The 16822-nt window shown below is 61.7% G+C and carries 15 protein-coding genes; 11 read left to right on the forward strand and 4 right to left on the reverse strand.

Features of this window, described 5'->3' with window-relative positions; translation table 11 throughout:
• Genes gcvH through KBP54_RS07665 form a run of 5 tightly spaced genes read left to right on the forward strand, consistent with a single transcriptional unit; the run spans position 1 to position 4406 of the window.
• Positions 1-393, forward strand: coding sequence for a glycine cleavage system protein GcvH (gene gcvH / locus KBP54_RS07645; protein ID WP_083290837.1), 393 nt, complete (start codon positions 1-3; stop codon positions 391-393).
• A gap of 18 nt (positions 394-411) precedes the next feature.
• Positions 412-1212, forward strand: coding sequence for a lipoyl(octanoyl) transferase LipB (gene lipB / locus KBP54_RS07650; RefSeq protein WP_071572439.1), 801 nt, complete (start codon positions 412-414; stop codon positions 1210-1212).
• Positions 1213-1251: 39 nt separating this feature from the next.
• Complete coding sequence (lipA, locus tag KBP54_RS07655) at positions 1252-2298, forward strand: lipoyl synthase (RefSeq protein ID WP_256005218.1); 1047 nt, start codon at positions 1252-1254, stop codon at positions 2296-2298.
• A gap of 51 nt (positions 2299-2349) precedes the next feature.
• The gene (locus tag KBP54_RS07660) at positions 2350-3138 is read left to right on the forward strand and encodes a DUF4191 domain-containing protein (protein ID WP_070362178.1); all 789 of its coding nucleotides are present in this window, start codon (positions 2350-2352) and stop codon (positions 3136-3138) included.
• A gap of 2 nt (positions 3139-3140) precedes the next feature.
• Positions 3141-4406, forward strand: coding sequence for a threonine/serine exporter family protein (locus KBP54_RS07665; protein WP_256005219.1), 1266 nt, complete (start codon positions 3141-3143; stop codon positions 4404-4406).
• On the opposite strand, the gene KBP54_RS07670 is transcribed toward KBP54_RS07665, so the two are convergent.
• Positions 4403-4879 (reverse strand): RDD family protein, encoded by a 477-nt coding sequence (locus KBP54_RS07670; protein WP_070362177.1) that lies wholly within the window; start codon positions 4877-4879, stop codon positions 4403-4405. The two genes, KBP54_RS07665 and KBP54_RS07670, sit on opposite strands and share 4 nt — an antisense overlap.
• Positions 4880-4980: 101 nt before the next feature.
• Between KBP54_RS07670 and glnA the strand changes: the two genes are divergently transcribed.
• Complete coding sequence (glnA, locus tag KBP54_RS07675) at positions 4981-6417, forward strand: type I glutamate--ammonia ligase (RefSeq protein ID WP_252932147.1); 1437 nt, start codon at positions 4981-4983, stop codon at positions 6415-6417.
• Positions 6418-6615: 198 nt separating this feature from the next.
• Here the strand turns inward: glnA and KBP54_RS07680 are convergent, their stop codons facing one another.
• From KBP54_RS07680 to KBP54_RS07690, 3 genes are all read right to left on the reverse strand, one after another.
• Complete coding sequence (locus KBP54_RS07680; protein ID WP_256005221.1) at positions 6616-8388, reverse strand: hypothetical protein; 1773 nt, start codon at positions 8386-8388, stop codon at positions 6616-6618.
• A gap of 48 nt (positions 8389-8436) precedes the next feature.
• Positions 8437-9399, reverse strand: a complete 963-nt coding sequence (locus KBP54_RS07685; protein WP_070596488.1) for a site-specific integrase — start codon at positions 9397-9399, stop codon at positions 8437-8439.
• Positions 9400-9509: 110 nt separating this feature from the next.
• On the reverse strand, positions 9510-10487 hold the full coding sequence (locus KBP54_RS07690; protein ID WP_256005223.1) for a site-specific integrase: 978 nt from the start codon (positions 10485-10487) through the stop codon (positions 9510-9512).
• Between the two features lie 63 nt (positions 10488-10550).
• Between KBP54_RS07690 and KBP54_RS07695 the strand changes: the two genes are divergently transcribed.
• The 5 genes from KBP54_RS07695 (at position 10551) to KBP54_RS07715 (ending at position 16695) form a co-directional block, all read left to right on the forward strand.
• Positions 10551-10847, forward strand: coding sequence for a helix-turn-helix domain-containing protein (locus KBP54_RS07695; RefSeq protein ID WP_256005225.1), 297 nt, complete (start codon positions 10551-10553; stop codon positions 10845-10847).
• A 121-nt stretch (positions 10848-10968) separates the two neighbouring features.
• Positions 10969-11328, forward strand: a complete 360-nt coding sequence (locus KBP54_RS07700; RefSeq protein WP_256005226.1) for a VOC family protein — start codon at positions 10969-10971, stop codon at positions 11326-11328.
• Positions 11329-11431: 103 nt separating this feature from the next.
• Positions 11432-11797, forward strand: a complete 366-nt coding sequence (locus KBP54_RS07705) for a helix-turn-helix domain-containing protein (protein ID WP_256005228.1) — start codon at positions 11432-11434, stop codon at positions 11795-11797.
• Between the two features lie 15 nt (positions 11798-11812).
• Positions 11813-14095: a site-specific DNA-methyltransferase gene (locus KBP54_RS07710; protein ID WP_256005229.1), complete on the forward strand. Its 2283-nt coding sequence runs from the start codon at positions 11813-11815 to the stop codon at positions 14093-14095.
• Positions 14095-16695 carry a DEAD/DEAH box helicase gene (locus KBP54_RS07715; protein WP_256005231.1) on the forward strand — a complete coding sequence of 867 codons (2601 nt, stop codon included), beginning with the start codon at positions 14095-14097 and terminating at the stop codon, positions 16693-16695. Before KBP54_RS07710 ends, KBP54_RS07715 begins: the two co-directional genes overlap by 1 nt.
• Positions 16696-16822 lie beyond the last annotated feature (127 nt).

Below are 16822 nucleotides of genomic sequence, written 5' to 3' on the forward strand. Positions count from 1 at the left end.
ATGTCTTTGAACCCTGATTTTTACTACTCGGAGGACCACGAGTGGATCAACGCTCGCCCTGAGGATGCTGCTGGCACCAAGGTGCGCGTAGGCATCACGAACGTTGCGGCGGATCGCCTCGGCGAGGTCGTGTTCGCTGAGCTGCCGCAGGTCGGCGACCAGGTCACGGCGGGTGAAACCTGTGGCGAGGTCGAGTCGACGAAGTCGGTGTCTGACCTGTACGCACCGGTGACTGGCACGGTGACCGCGGTCAACGAGGACATTGATGGCGCCTACGAGGCCATCAACGAGGACCCGTTCGGTGCTGGCTGGCTCTTCGAGGTTGAGGTCGAGGAGGTTGGTCCGCTGATGACGGCGGACGAGTACGCTGCCGCTAACGGTGTCGAAAACTAGCGACTATCGTTGGCAGGCATGACAGCTCCACGCGATCCGTTCTTCCCTGCCGACAAATCCATTCGGGCCTCAGCCGCGCCTATTGATGTGCGCGAGCTGGGGCTCGTTGATTATGAGGAAGCCTGGCACCTCCAGGCTGAGCTGGCCAAGCAGCGTGCGTCGGACGAGATCCCGGACACGGTGTTGGTGCTGCAGCACCCCTCGGTGTTTACCGCGGGCAAGCGAACCCAGCCGGAGGACTTGCCGGATCCGTCGTACCCGGTCTCGGTCGTGGACGTTGATCGCGGAGGACGCATCACGTGGCACGGCGAGGGCCAGCTTGTCCTCTACCCCATCATCAAACTTGCCCAACCGGTAGACGTCGTGGACTACGTGCGCCGCCTGGAGGAGGCGATCATCGAGACGGTGCGCAAGGCGGGGGTACATGCCGCCGGGCGTATCGACGGCCGCTCCGGCGTCTGGGTGCCAAAAACCGTCGACGCGGCGGATAGCTCGGCGTCGCACCGCGATAGGAAGATCGCGGCGCTGGGTATCCGCATCACCCGCGGAGTGACCATGCATGGGCTCGCGCTGAACTGCGACAACACCTTGGAGCACTACGGCCACATCGTTGCGTGCGGCATCGACGACGCCGACGTGACCACGATGAGCCTGGAGCTCGGCCGCGACGTCACACCTGAGGAGATGACCGCTCCGCTGCTCGACGCCCTCAAGCGCGCCCTTGCAGGCGAGCTCGTGGTGGCCGACCACAGCTTTGGTTCGGCACCGGATCCGACGAAGGGGCTCAAACGTCGAGATGTAAGGCGAGCCTCCCATTAAACCTCGACTTTGGAGGGGCTGTCCGTTACGGTGGACGGCGTGACTATTGCACCAGAAGGACGCAAACTACTTCGCGTAGAAAAACGCAACGCCCAGACCCCTATCGAGTCGAAACCGCGTTGGATCCGCAACGCGGTCAAGATCGGCCCTGAGTACGAGGACATGAAAAAGAAGGTGAAGGGCGCGTCCCTTCACACCGTGTGCCAGGAGGCCGGCTGCCCCAACATTCACGAGTGCTGGGAGTCGCGCGAGGCGACATTCCTGATCGGTGGCGCGAACTGCTCTCGTCGCTGTGACTTCTGCCAGATCAACTCGGCGAAGCCCGAGCCGCTCGACGTCAACGAGCCACAGCGTGTGGCGGAGTCAGTTCGCGAGATGAACCTGAACTACTCCACCATCACCGGTGTGACCCGCGACGACCTCGAGGATGAGGGCGCGTGGCTGTATGCGGAGGTTGTGCGCAAGATTCACGAGCTCAACCCGCATACTGGCGTCGAAAATCTCACCCCGGACTTTTCCGGCAAGCCGGATCTGCTCCAGGAGGTCTTTGAAGCTCGTCCGGAGGTCTTCGCGCACAACGTGGAGACGGTCCCGCGCATCTTTAAGCGCATCCGCCCGGCGTTCCGCTACGACCGCTCTCTGGACGTCATCCGCCAGGCGCGCGACTTCGGTTTGATCACCAAGTCCAACCTGATCCTGGGCATGGGTGAGACCCAGGAAGAGGTCTTGCAGGCGCTGCAAGACCTTGTTGACGCCGGCACCGACATCATCACGATCACCCAGTACCTGCGCCCCGGCCCGATGTACCACCCGATCGACCGTTGGGTAAAGCCCGAAGAGTTCATCGAGTACCGCGACGCGGCCTACGAGATGGGCTTCGGCGCCGTCATGTCGGGTCCACTGGTGCGCTCCTCATACCGCGCGGGCAAGCTCTACGTCGAGGCGATGGAGCACCGCGGCCTGGAGTTGCCGGAAAACCTGCGCCACCTGGCGGAAACCTCGAAGGGCGACACTGCCCAGGAAGCCTCGACGCTCCTGGAGAAGTACGGTGCTTCGAAGGATCACCCGGTAGCAACACGTTCCTAACCCGCTTTGGCCACTTTGGTCCGGCCATGTTCGTGACATAGAGTTGACGGCATGGCTCAGTCGAAGGATAAGGCAGCCCTGAAGGCTGCGAAGAAGCAGGAGCGCGCCGCGAAGCGCGCAAAGGGAAAGCAGACACGTAGCCAGATTTGGCAGGCGTTTCAGATTCAGCGCAAGCGGGATAAGAAGCTCATCCCGATTATGCTGGCCTGCCTGCTTGGCATGGGTCTGCTTTTCTTCTTGATCGGCCTCATTTGGGGCGGCCAGTGGTACATGCTGGCGCTCGGTTTGGCATTCGGTACCGTGCTGGCGATGTGGATGTTCACCCGCCGCTTGGAGCGCTCGATGTACGACGAGGTCGGTGACACCCCGGGCGTTGCTGGTTGGACGTTGGAGAACCTGCGCAACACCATCGGCATGGTGTGGATCACCAAGACCGGCGTGCAGGCCAACACCCATATGGATACCGTGCACCGCGTGATTGGCCTACCAGGCGTCATCCTGGTCGGTGAGGGCAACGAGAACCGCCTGCGCACCCTGATGAAGAAGGAGTCCCGCCGCGTGGACCGCCTACTGGCAGGCGTGCCGATCCACGAGGTGTACGTGGGCGAAGGCGAAGGCCAGGTTGCAGTACGTGACCTGCAGAAGCACTTGATGAAGCTGCCACGCCACTACCGCAAGGATGACGTCTACTCCATGAGCGCGAAGCTCGAGGCCATGGACGCTCGTACGCAGCCTGGCCAGATGCCTGGTCTGCCTGGCGGCCCGCTGCCGAAGCAGGCCCAGAACATGGCGGGTATGAACCGCCGTATGCGCCGAATGCAGCAGCGTCAAGGCAAGTAAGTATGTCTTCCTTCGACATGGGCGTCGAGGCCAGCACCGCGCTGCGCCTCGGCGCTCTTTTGTTGTCCGCGGGTGCTCCCGGCTACCGCGTCACACGGGCCGTGAAGCGTTGTGCCCGCGCGATGCACTTCGACGACGCCGACGTGGTCGTCGGCTTCGACACGATCACGTGCACTGTCCACCGCGGTGATAATTTCCGCACGCTCGTGGCTGATCTTCCGCTGCCAGGGGTGAACGCGTCGCGCATCGAGGCGCTCGAGAATCTGACCAAGCACGAGATGCACCGCTACACCACCGCGGAAGAAATCAACGCCGCCATCGACGAGATTGAGGCAATCCCTACCCCTCGTTGGGGTCCGCTGACCTCCAGCTGCGCGGCTGGCCTTGCATGTGGCGGCTTCGCGGTGCTGAACCACTTTTCCTACTTCACCGCGCTGCTCGTGATTATTGCGGCTGGTGTGGGCCAGTACGTGCGGCTGCGCTTGGCGCGTCAACACCTCCTGCAGTTGGGTGTGGTAATGGCTGCGGCGCTCGTCTCGACGCTGCTGTTCTTGGCGCTCGCGTGGGCGCTTCCCCACTCCGACTTTGAGCTCTCCGCGGGCTTCGTCCCCGCTATTTTGTACCTGGTGCCGGGCTTTCCCCTGTTCGTTTCTTTGATGGATCTCTCCCGCTTCGACTTCACCTCGGGGCTGCCGAGGCTCTTCTTCGCGCTCGAAGTGGTCCTCACCATGATGCTGACGGTTGCGGTCATCGCGATGGTCACCGATGCGCCCGCCCCCAGTACGGTCAGCGCAACCCCGGATCCTGCGTTTTACGGGGCTGCGGCGCTCGCCAGCTTCGTCTCCGTGGGTGGGTTCGCCATTTTGTTTAATGCCTCACGCAGGATGACACTTTTGGCAGCCACGCTCGGCACTGTCGCCAATGTGTTGCGTCTCATGCTTGTCGACGCCCACGTGGAATACTTCCTCGCCTGCCTGCTGGGGACCCTTGTGATCGGCATTCTTGGGTCCTGGCTGGGCCAGCACTTTCGGGTGCCGCGCACCACGGTGACCATCCCCGCAGCCGTGGTCATGATCCCCGGCCCCACCATTTACGCGGCGCTGCACCAGATCACGAACGGCAATATCTCCGCGGCAATCGACTCGACTACCGCCGTCGTGCTCACGGTATTGTTCCTCTCTGGAGGCCTGACGGTGGCCCGTCTGCTCACTGACAAGAACTGGGCGTTCCAGCGCACCGTGGAATTCCGCCCGTTGGAGGAACCCTAGCTGCGGATCACGGTCGTGTTGGTCGCACGATCGTGCATGCCGCGGCCGTCGGCGTCGACAAGCGCTGCGGGCAGAATGAACGCAGTGAGCAGCGTGCGCACTGCCGCGCGCCACAGCCCGACGGGCTCTTCCGCGTCGACGCGGGCCACCCCCATCCCGAGGATCGCCATGCCCGGCGTGCGTGCAAATAGCCAACCGCAAATGATGCCCAACACGATCCACAACAGATACGTCAACGTCGACGTGCCACCGAAAACGGTGGTGTTGGCATGAATGATCGCTGCAGCCGCCCAGGCAATTGCCCAGTCGATCGCGACGCCTCCCATGCGTCGCGCCACCGACGCCTGCGCGCCCGCGCCCTCCTTCGGCAGCCCAAGAAACTGCCCCGGGTAGTCAGGGATCGCATCATCGCCTTTGAACTGGCCGGGAAGCTCCGGGCCGTCGAGCCATCGTTTTCCTTGGGGTGCAGACATGCGACATAGCCTATCCTCTTTTCCCGAAAAGCTGTTACAGAGCGGGAGCTACACGCTAGAATTGTGCGAAGTTCCCAACGCCGTCCGAAGGAGAAAAGGTCGTGTCTTTCGAAACTATCGAAGACGTAAAGAAGTTCATTCAGGACGAGAACGTGGAGTTTGTCGACGTCCGGTTTACCGACGTCCCCGGCATCGAGCACCACTTCTCTATCCCTGCCTCCATGTTTGACGAAACCGTCATGGAAGAAGGCCTCGCCTTCGACGGCTCATCGATTCGTGGCTTTACCACCATCGAAGAGTCCGACATGACGCTCATGCCGGATCTCGCCACCGCGAAGCTGGACCAGTTCCGCGCAGCGAAGACCCTGAACGTGAAGTTCTTCGTCAACGACCCATTCACCCTCGAAGCGTTCTCCCGCGACCCGCGCAACGTTGCGCGCAAGGCGGAGCAGTACCTGGCTTCCACCGGCATCGCCGATACCTGTAGCTTTGGCGCCGAGGCCGAGTTCTACCTCTTCGACTCCATCCGATACGAGGTCGAAGGCCACCGCGCGTTCTACGAGATTGACGCCGAAGAAGGCTGGTGGAATCGTGGCAAGGAAACAGATGCAGTCGGCGGCCCGAACCTTGGCTACCACAACCGCGTCAAGGGCGGCTACTTCCCCGTCCCACCACACGACAAGACCGTCGACGTGCGCGACGCCATGGTCAAGAACCTGCGCGAATCCGGCTTCGAAATCGAACGCTTCCACCGCGAGGTAGGCAACGGCGGCCAGCAGGAGATCAACTACCGCTTCAACACCCTGCTGCACGCGGCTGACGACCTGCAGGACTTCAAATACATCGTCAAGAACACCGCCACCCAGTACGGCAAGACGGCCACCTTTATGCCGAAGCCCCTGGCCGGTGACAACGGTTCCGGAATGCACGCCCACCAGTCCCTCTGGAAGGACGGCAAGCCACTGTTCTACGACGAGAACGGCTACGGCGGGCTCTCCAACATCGCCCGCTGGTACATCGGCGGCATCCTTGAGCACGCCGGCGCTGTCCTTGCGTTTACCAACCCGACGCTGAACTCCTACCACCGCCTGGTGCCAGGTTTCGAGGCCCCAATCAACCTGGTGTACTCCCAGCGCAACCGCTCTGCCGCGATCCGCATCCCGATCACTGGCACCAACCCGAAGGCGAAGCGCATCGAGTTCCGCGCACCGGACCCATCAGGCAACCCGTACCTCGGCTTCGCTGCCATGATGATGGCAGGCCTCGACGGTGTGAAGAATCGCATCGAGCCACACGCTCCGGTGGACAAGGACCTCTACGAGCTGCCACCGGAGGAAGCCAAGGACATCCCGCAGGCGCCGACTTCGCTCGAGGCGTCGCTCCAGGCGCTGCAGGACGACTACGAATTCCTCACCGAAGGCGACGTCTTCACCGAAGACCTCATCGACACGTACGTGAAGCTGAAGTACGACAGTGAGATCACCCCGGCACGCCTGCGCCCGACGCCGCTGGAGTTTGAGCTGTACTTTGACTGCTAGATTCTGAGGGACTTTTGCGTAACTGACCTGGTGTTATTTGCGAAACTGACCCGAAAACCAAAACCCCCGGTATCCAACACGGAAACCGGGGGTTTTCTTGTGTTCTGGCCGTGGAAACGGGGAGGTTTTTGGGACGAACCGGGCTGTTTTCAGTACCTAGCCAGCACTTCGAGACCGTGGCCTTAGTGGGCGACGGTCTTAGGCAACTTCTCGGCCTGGATTCGGCGGCGCGTTAGGTCCGGCAATGGAGATAAAGTCCACTGCCTGTTTCTTCCACGGTTTGCCACCGCCCGGATTTGTCGGTGGCGGTGTGACAAGCCCGTCACGAAGCCGCTTGAGGTAGTTGATGTAAAGACGAACGTTCGACGCCACCACCGCCAGCACAGTACGCAGCGCCACGCCTGTAAAACCACGCATGGCCTTCTTGGTTCTATCCCCTGTGCCAAGGTGCGACTCGCCCTTGATAAACGCGTTCGCCGCCTCATTCCTTGCACGGTAGACCTTGTACAGTGCCCTCCAATCCTCGGTATACGCGGCAGGTCCTTGCTGGTGGTACTTGTTAAAGCGCGTGGCGTCGGGGTCGTTGACACCTACGGAGACAGACTTTTGACGGCACACATCACCGCATGACTTTTGGCTTGGTACCTGGCGTACCGACAGTGGTAGCGCCGGGTTTCCGGCAGCACCTTTTCGTGCCGCGTTCTTTTTCGCCTGCTCGTCGTTTTTACGCAGCGGGCACGCCACCTTGCCAGATAATGCGGGACACGAAAACCGCACGGTGCCGTCTTTTTCGGCTTCCTTAATGTCGAGTTGCAACCGCTTGCGCTGCTCTAGTGCTTGCGCAAACTGTTCCTCTGTAATGTGTCCTTTATCGAACTCGCCTTTTGGGTCGAGTAGGTCCTTGCGCTTGGCAATCGCCGGGCAATACCCAGTGCCGTCCACCAGTGTCACGCCACGATATGCAGCGGACACACCCTTGGTCTCCGCCCTGTTTGGTACTTCACCGACCAATTTCCAGCCCTTCTCCCGCATAGGAATCTGGTAATGCTCGGCCTTCGACAGCGGGTAATACGCCATGTCGGTGACTGCATAGCGCCGGGGCAGGTTCGTCCTTTCCAAATGGGCCAGCGCCACACGAGCGTTGTAGCCCGGCTTGTAGCCCGGCCTATCCAACGACAGACCGACCACAGGCGCTGGCAGGGATTTGCCGAACTCCCCACCGACAGCAACAACGGCGGTGGCCTCAAACGCCCAGGCAGACTTCTTGATGTTCTCAACACCGCTAACACCATCGCCCTTGTGGTCGCCATTGCGGATATACCACCCTGCTTCCGGCGTAGACGGTTCACGGCGAGAACGAGCGGTGCGCCCGTAGCCGGTGACTTCAATTGGTGTGCCGTCAATGGCAATATCCCCGTCCCAGCCGTCAAACATGTTCTCGTTGAGCACCTTCGCACTCGCCAGTGCCAGCATGGACATGAAAATCGAGGTACGTGCGTGGCGCGACGCCACAAACTCGGGGTCCCGGCTGGCCTCAAGTTCGGCGTATTCTTCCTTGCTCAACCGGCGCCAGTGTGGTGTTTCCGGGAACGGGTCAATCACGTCGCGCACGCGGTATCGCAGGGTCCGCCAGAGCCGGTCGTACCACGTGGTCGCAGTGCGAGAGTCCCACTTGCGCAGGTCAATGTCGAGGGCATTCCACGCCTTGCCGTCGAGACGGTAGCGCAGAATCTCGGAGGACTCGCGGACGAACATCGGTTTACCCAGCAGTGCCGGGAGAATGAACAGAATCAACGCGGCGCGCACCGGAATGTGCGCGGGTCGGCCACCCAGGCCACGCCCGGCGCGGTCCGCGCTATCCCATTCGGCTAGTTGCTCAACCACACCGGAGGTGTCCACCACGTCGGTTGCAATTTTCAGCATATCGAGCGAAATGGTGCCCTCGTAGGTTGCCGGGTTGTGCGTTGTCATGGTGTTCACCTCCCTCGGTTGTGTGGTTCGTCCCTGGTCTGTGTTCGGTTATTCGGCGATGTGGAGGCTTGGGTACGGCGTTCGCCGCAGCAGCGCACGCGCCTGCTCGGCTGGCACCTCGGCGGTGTGGTACCACCGCGCGTAGTGCTGTAGGTCCGTCAGTCCCGCTGCCTGGCAGACCACGGCCTCGGGCACGTTGTGGTGGAGGTGGCCGACAATCCACGTTGTGCGCAGCCGCCGCGTATCCAGTGCCACCGCGTGCGGTTTGCCAATACGGCCAAGAATCGCGGCCACGGACTCCGTGGTGGCGTGCGCGCGGTTCGGCCAGAGCACCAGACCGTGCACGCCGACGTTGCCCGCCGCGTCGCGCACGACCTGTTCCCACTCGGCTAACACCGGTACCTCACGCGGCGCGGTGTCGCGGTAGCCGTGGGCGGTGATGGTGACACCGCCGTCGCTGTGGACGGTGACGTCGCGCCCGCACAGCCGTGCCATTTCACCGGCGCGAAGCCCGGCACCCAGGCCGAGTGCGAGCGTGAGCGTGGCACCGGCGCGCTGGTAGTCAGTGGACAACCCCTGTGCCCATTGAGCCAGGAAGTGCTGTTCCTGCTCGGTATAGGGCGCGTCTGGTGCTTTGTAGCCGTACTTGGTGGTGCGGTCGTCAAACGGCCAGTTCGGGTTGAGTTCGCGGCCCAGTCGGTACAGCAGGGACCGGCGCACGCCCTTGGCCCTGTCGGTCAATCCGGTCTGCGAGACGACGTATTCCACCACCAGCGGGTCGAACACGTCCGCGTAGGTCAGTTCCCCACCGACCTGGTTGAGTGTCACGTGTGCTGCCTGTGCCACCGCCAGCATGGTTAATCGCAGCGTGGCCCGGTCCGGTTCGGTTGGTATCACGTGTTCGAGGGTCACGGACTGCGTGAAGTCGCGGACCTGTACCCAGTCGTCCTTGTTCATCGAGCGCGGTGTGTAGTGCAGCGCCGCGTCGCGTAGTTCGTCCCTAGTTCCCATGTTGGTCACTCCCCTTGCCCTGCAACGTTTCTTAAAAGAAACACTACGCGGCAACCCCGACGCCGGACGACCTACTCGAACACCGATTAGAACATGCCTGCTCAACGGGGTCACTTGCCAACCTCCCCTGTGTCGGAGACCACGCGAAGGTGCCCATAACCGGGCCGCGTGTGGCCCTCCAACGGCGGGACGACAATGCCGGAGTAGTCGGCGTCGAATCGCAAGGCCACAATCGCGGCCCGGCAAATCTGCGCGTAGTTCGAGCGCGGTTCCAACTCGGCAACCTCCACCCCATCGCGCAACTGCATGACCACCCACGTGTCAATGAGCCTTGTCGGTTTCAGGTCGAACCCGAGTGGCTGCATGTTCGTAAATGGAAACGCCTGGCTGGCACCATTGACCCCACGCTCGTACAGACTCGCCACGGCCGCACGTGCTTCGGGACGAACCGGGACCTGCTCGCCGTCCACGCGCACGAACTCGCCGTGCGGGTCGAGGTCGCTGGTCCTAAGTGCTCTACGCTGCGAGGTCCGCAAGCCCGCGCCGATGGTCAGTGCCACCGCAAACGTGGCCCGCTCGCGGCTCTGTATCGTCGGTGCGACTTCCAACCAGTCACAGACCTTGCGCAACTCGTCAGGCGAAAGCGGCCGCGACTCTGGCACCGTCTTGTGGACCTGAAACGGGCGTGTTCGCGGCAATTCCGACAACTCGCGTGCTGCCATGCGCGGGTCCGGCGATGTCCACGCCCAACACAACCGAAGCAGGGAGCGCTCGTGCCGCGACGCTGGGTGTTCTCGCACTTGTTCGGCCACCCACCAGTCCACGAGGTCGTGGCCAAACAGGTCGTGTACGTCGCCCTCATTGACACTGCCCCAGACCTGCTTCACGCTGGTCAAATAGCGCGCAAGCAAACCACCGACGGTTTGCAACCGCTTGCGGGTATCAATCCCCCGTACGGGTCCGTCATGCCCGAAGGCCACACCACACAGCAGCACGTGCTGTATCACCTCGGCCACATCATCGGTGACCCTGTTGCGCCGTGGCCGGTAACGACGGGCCTGTTGTTCCAGGGTTCCTAGTTCTGACATACTCGCACCCGATTCGGCGTGTTGGCAGTCGTTTTCGTGTCCCCCGAGGCATAATCAGTGGCCGTGCCAGAGTCACCGAAGTCACCCCGCGCCCTGTACCCGGCGTGGCCGCATGACGAGCACGTGACCAACCCCGCCCACGAGGTCGTACAGCGCTTTGCCCGCGCTGTGGAACGGCTGACACTACAGACCTCGACAAATGATGTGGCACGCAAGTGCAACGTGCCGGTAGCCACCGTATCGAGCGTGGTGCGCGGCGCTGCGTGGCCGAGCACGCTCACGCTTGCCAAGTTGGAGCACGGCACCGGCCACCACCTGTGGCGGGTTCGGGAGAAGAAACTTCGCATACCCCCACAGTGACCGCCGAGCCGCGAGATAACTAGCACACACGACCACCTTCCGGCGAGCCGGAAAGCATTGTGCTACATAACTGACCTATCCTGGGTTTCACCCACGGCCCCGACACTCAAATAAGGAAAACATGAACCGCGAAACCGTCTTTATCATCTACGCATCAGACATAGACACCTCCGTCGGTTTCTATAGCGACCTACTCGAACTAAAGACCGACTTCGTCTCTCCGCGTTATGTGACGTTCTCATTGGGCGATGGTGTGTCGCTCGCGTTGTGGACCGGCAACGCAGACGCCCTGGAGGGAGCGGTAGGACGCACATCGGAAGTGTGCATGAACGTTCCGGCCGCCCAGGTATCCTCCGTGTTCGAGCGATGGAAAGAGCAGGGAGTCACCATTGTCCGCGAACCGTACGAGGAAGTTTTCGGTACTACATTCGTAGCGACCGACCCGGACGGCAATCTCCTCCGAGTAGCACCAATCGACTAGAGCAACGCAGCCCCGCCCAACGCAGCGGGGTTTTCTCTTGCCCACAGCCACGCCACAACCGCCACCCCGTTTCTTTCGGGACACGAGCGGTAGTGTTGGGGACATGACGGAAACCAAGCCAACTCACGGGCGCGCGGCACGGCAAAAACCACGCGCGCTGTACCCCGCATGGCCCGAGGACCCCGCCGCCATTGGTGCGCACGCGCTGGTGCAGGTGTTCGTGCGCAACCTGGCCGCGTACGTGAACGAACAAGCAGGCCACGGCGTATCACAGGCCGAACTGGCTCGCCGCGCCGACGTAGCCAAAGCCACCTTGAGCAAGGTACTACGCGGCGAAGTGTGGCCCGATTCTGTCACCGTCGCCCGCTTCGAGCACCTGGCTGGCCGACGGCTGTGGAACGGGCCGATTTCCGTCACGTCCCCCGAACTGTCCTCCCCCGCCCGCTCCGGCGACACCGATACCGACTAAGCGAGAACAACCACAATGTCACGACTCAACGACCTGATTACGCAGGCCAAGAAGGAAAACCCGCGCCTTGGCGCTGCCCTAGAGCAAGAGTTCCACGCGCGGACCTCGCGCACCTTTGGGCTGGTGTTTGAGCAGTACCTACCCGAAGAAGTCGAGTTACCGGGCCGGCCAGTGCGACGCGGCGACAACGTGCATGTACTCCCGCCGCGCGGGACGGGCGACAAGCCGGACCCACGCATTTGGCGCGTTGCCGGTATCACCCGCACCGACGACGAACGTGTTGCCCGCCTGGTCGAAGCCCACCCGGAGGTGGACGAGCAGCCGGAGACGCAGGACGCTGTGCCAGTTGTGGACCTGGTTGTCACCGCCGAACACGACGATGTGATTTACCCCGGCCTGGTGCAGACCGGCGAGGTTATTGGCAGTGAGGACTCCGGCGCGCCGTTCCACAGCGTGATTAACGCGGAGAACTACCACGCGCTGAAAATGCTGACCTACACGCACTACCACTCCATCGACTGCATTTACATTGACCCGCCGTACAACACCGGGAAAGACGACTGGATTTACAGTGACCGGTACGTTGACGCAGACGACGTATTCAGGCACTCCAAGTGGCTCGCGTTCATGGAGCGGCGACTGCGGGTGGCACGGAACCTACTTAGCCCGACCGGAATCATCATCGTGGCTATTGGAAACGAGCAGCAACACCGTCTGCGAATGTTGATGGACGATGTGTTTGGGGAGTCGAACTTCATCTCCAACGTCACTTGGAACGGTGGGCGGAAGAACGATTCCCGGTTCGTCTCCAATGGCGAGGACTACATGCTCATTTACGCCAACGACAAGACTGCGTGGATTAAAGAGGGCGTGAAAGTCAAGGACGCTCCCGACGTGAGCAGTCTTGAAACAGCAGCGGATATTGCGGCCAATGGTGCCCGCTGGCGCGCCCCGAAAGAGGGATACGAGGCCGTGCTTGAGAAGGGCGCCGAGGTCTGGCGCGAGGCACGCCTTACTGCGGTTGAGCAACAGTTCGGCTCCGATAGCACCGAGTTCTCACGCCTAGCGAGCGCGGGAGACGACACCGACTTCGACACTATGTATGCGTCGATTAACGAGGCGTTGCCCGCCGACGACCAGAAGCAACTGTTTCGACGCGCGGAACTGGACGGAGAACAGCGTATGCGTGCGTTCTACCGGCAGTTCCCCACTGACGACCGCATACGAAAGACGTTCGGAAGGTACAACTATTTCCTGCCCGACGGAACCCTTTGCTGCGATTCCGATATTTCGTGGCCTAAATCTGGCGGTCCCCGATACGACGTGTACCACCCAGATACAGGAGGTGCCGTCCCCATTCCCGACCTTGGCTGGCGTTTCCCCACCCCGGAGCGTATGCGGGAAGTCATTAACGCGGGACAGGTTATCTTCCGTAAAGACCACAGCAGGCCGATTAGGTTGAAGAACCCTTTGGAACGTTCCAGCGGAATCGTCCCAATGTCCACGTTTGACCGGCAGCGAACGCACGGCTCGCGGCACCTGCACTGGAACAACAAGGGCGAGGTGCGCGGTGTGTTCGCGGAGAACCGTTTTCCCAACCCGAAGGACGTCACTGTGCTTGCGGATTGGATTGAGGTCTGTACCCCGAAAGACGGCGTGGTCTTGGACTTCTTCGGCGGCTCCGGTTCCACACTGGAAGCCGTCATGTTGATAAACGAGCGGTCGCACTCTAAGCGCAGCGCGATTGTGGTGACGAACAACGAGGTAGGAAGTAAGAAGGCTGCGGCGCTGTCCAAGCAAGGTATTCGCAAGGGCGACCCCGAGTGGGAGCAGTGGGGCGTTTGCGAGTACGTGACGAAACCACGTATCAGGACCGTGGTGACCGGCAAGCGCGAGGACGGAAGCCAGTTTTCCGACGGCTTCGACGCCAACGCGCGGTTCTTCACGCTGACCTACGAGCCGCCGACGCGCGTGCGGCACAACCGCGCGTTCAAAGAGATTGCGCCGATGTTGTGGCTGCGTGCGGGCCAGACTGGTCGGATTATCGACCAGATACCGCAGCGGGGCTGGGACCTCACCGACGCTTACGGTGTGATTGAGAACGTGGCTGCGTCGGCGGAGTTCGTCGCCGCTGTGCAGCAGCGAGAAACGGTGCGCGTGGTCTATATCGTGACCAATGACGACCTAGTATTCGAGTCTATGGCGCGCGAACTGGCGGGCACCGGAGCAGAACTGGTTCGTCTTTACTCGACCTATCTCAACAACTTCGCTTTCCAGCAGACACGGGAGAACCACTAATGAAGTACACGCTCATGCCGTACCAGGAAACGGCGTCCGACACCATTATGGAGCGCCTTGACGAGGTGGCCGAGTCACGCGACAAAGGCCGCCCCGCCGTGTTCGCACTGTCTGCCCCGACGGGCGCCGGCAAGACCGTGATTGCGACCAGCGTGTTCGAGCGCATTTTGATTCCCAGCGACGACCGCGTGGAAGACGAAAACGCCGTCATTTTGTGGCTCTCCGACAACCCGGACTTGAACGAGCAGTCGCGCTACCGTATCGAAACCGCGTCGAGTGACCTTGCCACGCGAACGGTGACGTTGGACAGTAGTTTCAACCTACCCACCTTCGAGCGCGGGTGCATTTACTTTTTGAACACGCAGAAGTTGGGCAAGGGAACCAAACTCACCGGCGGCCGCAGGGATACACAGGACCCGCTGTTTGCGCGCGGGGATACCACGCAGGTGACGTTCTGGGACACGCTGCGCAATACGATTCATTCGGACCAGCACAACCTGATTCTGGTCGTCGATGAAGCCCACCGCGGCGCGGGTAAGCAGCGCAAAGACAAGGCCACGATTCTACGCCGTCTGATTGAAGGCCACACCCCAGACGGCCACGCGGAGCCGGTGCCACCGATTCCGACGGTGGTGGGTATTTCGGCAACCCCCGGCGCATTCAAGACGATGATTGGCGGCATGTCGGGCAGTCGCCTGGTGCTCGACGACGTGGAGGTGCCGGTGGCCGACGTGCAGGAGTCCGGCCTGATTAAAGACATTGTCGAGTTACGTATCCCAGGCGAAGAAGGCAAGTCGTTTGACGGTGTGTTCGTCCAGGACGCAGCGCGTATCCTGGCTGAAACCACGGCCCGGTGGGACGCTTACCACGAGGACCAGGGCGGCGACGGCGAGCGCGTCGTACCGCTCATGGTCGTGCAGATGAAGGACAAGGCCACGGACGAGGACATGTACCAGGCCATTTCCGCTATCCGTAAAGGCTGGCCGCAGATTCCGCACGACTGTTTTGCCAACGTCTACGGCGAGCACGACAACATCATGGCCGGCGATACGCTAGTGCCCTACATCGAACCGCAGCGCGTGCAGGAACGCACCGAGATTCGCGTCCTGTTCGCCAAGACCGCTATCTCGACCGGCTGGGACTGCCCACGCGCCGAAGTCATGGTGTCGTACCGCACGGCACGCGATGAAGCCCACATCACGCAGGTCATTGGACGCATGGTGCGCTCCCCGCTCGCGCGCCGTATTGAGGGCAACGACCTGTTGAACTCGGTGCTGTGTGTCCTGCCGCAGTTTGACCGCCCGGCGGCCGAGGACGCGGTGAAGAGAATCAACCAGGGCAAGCAGGACGATACAGGCGACGGTGGCGATGTGCCTGTGGTCGATATTGTGATTGACACCGAGACGCTTACTCCCGTGGAAAACGAGAAGGTCTGGGACGCCTTTTGTGCGCTGCCACGCATGGTTGCACCAACGCGCTCGGATAAGCCCATTTCCATGCTGCTCAACTTAGGCATTGAGTTGCAGCGCGACGGGCTTATGGAAAACGGCATGAAACAGGCCGAGGACGAACTTATCGCCATTGTCAACGGCTACCTCACCCGCTACGAAAAACAGGTTGCCGACAAGCGCGAAGACATTTTGAAAGTCCAAACCCAGCGCCTTGTGTTCAACTATGCGGACCGTGACCTGACAACGGACGAGTCGGGAGACGAACTGTACGCCGACCGGCGCGTGATTGAGGAGGCCTACCGCGCGGCAATTCCGGTGTTCACCCGCGCGCTGGCCGATATGTGGGTGGACGCACGCACTGACGAACTCGTGGACAAGGACCCGGACGCGGACGAGGAGGAATTAATCGACGAGGCCCGGCTGCAACTGGCGGCACTGGCCGGTGTCGCGGGTATTGCGCAGTCGGTGTCGGACAACGCGGACGACGTGGCGGGTGACTGGCTTGACACCTACAACGCCGAGTTGGCCGTGCTGCCAGATTCGCGCAAGGCCGCGTACCAGCCGCTGCGTGAAATGGCGATTCACCCAAGCCACGAGCCGTTGATCAAGCCCGCGAACCGGACGGTGCCACAAGGCACTGCGGACAAGGACAACAACCTGGTCCCGTTCACCCGTTACGTCGGCCACCTGCTTACCGCAAGCGACGGTACGGCCCCGTTCAACCTCAACGAGTGGGAGGCCCACGTCGTTTCCACCGAGTCCGGCCGCAGCGGTGCTGTTGGTTGGTACCGCAACCCGTCGCGCTCCAGTGCGGAGGCACTGACTGCGGTGTACCTCGACGACACTGCTAACCGGTGGCGCAACATGCAGCCGGACTTCATCTTCTTCCGCGAAGTGGGTGATACGGTTCGTCCCTCAATTATCGACCCGCACGGGCACCACTTAGGCGACGCGCTCGACAAACTGCGCGCACTGTCCAACTACGCAGCCGAGTTCGGTGACCAGTTCGTCCAGATTCTTGCGGTCTCCGGCAAGGACGTTGACTCGCTGCGGTCGGTGGACCTCAAGAACCCCGACGTTCGCGCGGTGATTGACAAGGCCGAGACCGCCGCCGAGGTCTATGAGCGGGAAGGCCGTGCGTACAAGTAACGCGCGGGAAAACCGGGCGGGGTCCGGTGGGAACGGGTTGTGAACCAACGTCACAGCGGCTGACCACGCGGTTTCCCAAACGTTCCTCTGAGCCCAGGTTCGTCCTGGCCTCTTGCCCACGGTTTCC

This window comes from Corynebacterium pseudogenitalium (assembly GCF_024453815.1).
In the GTDB taxonomy this organism is placed as follows: domain Bacteria; phylum Actinomycetota; class Actinomycetes; order Mycobacteriales; family Mycobacteriaceae; genus Corynebacterium; species Corynebacterium pseudogenitalium.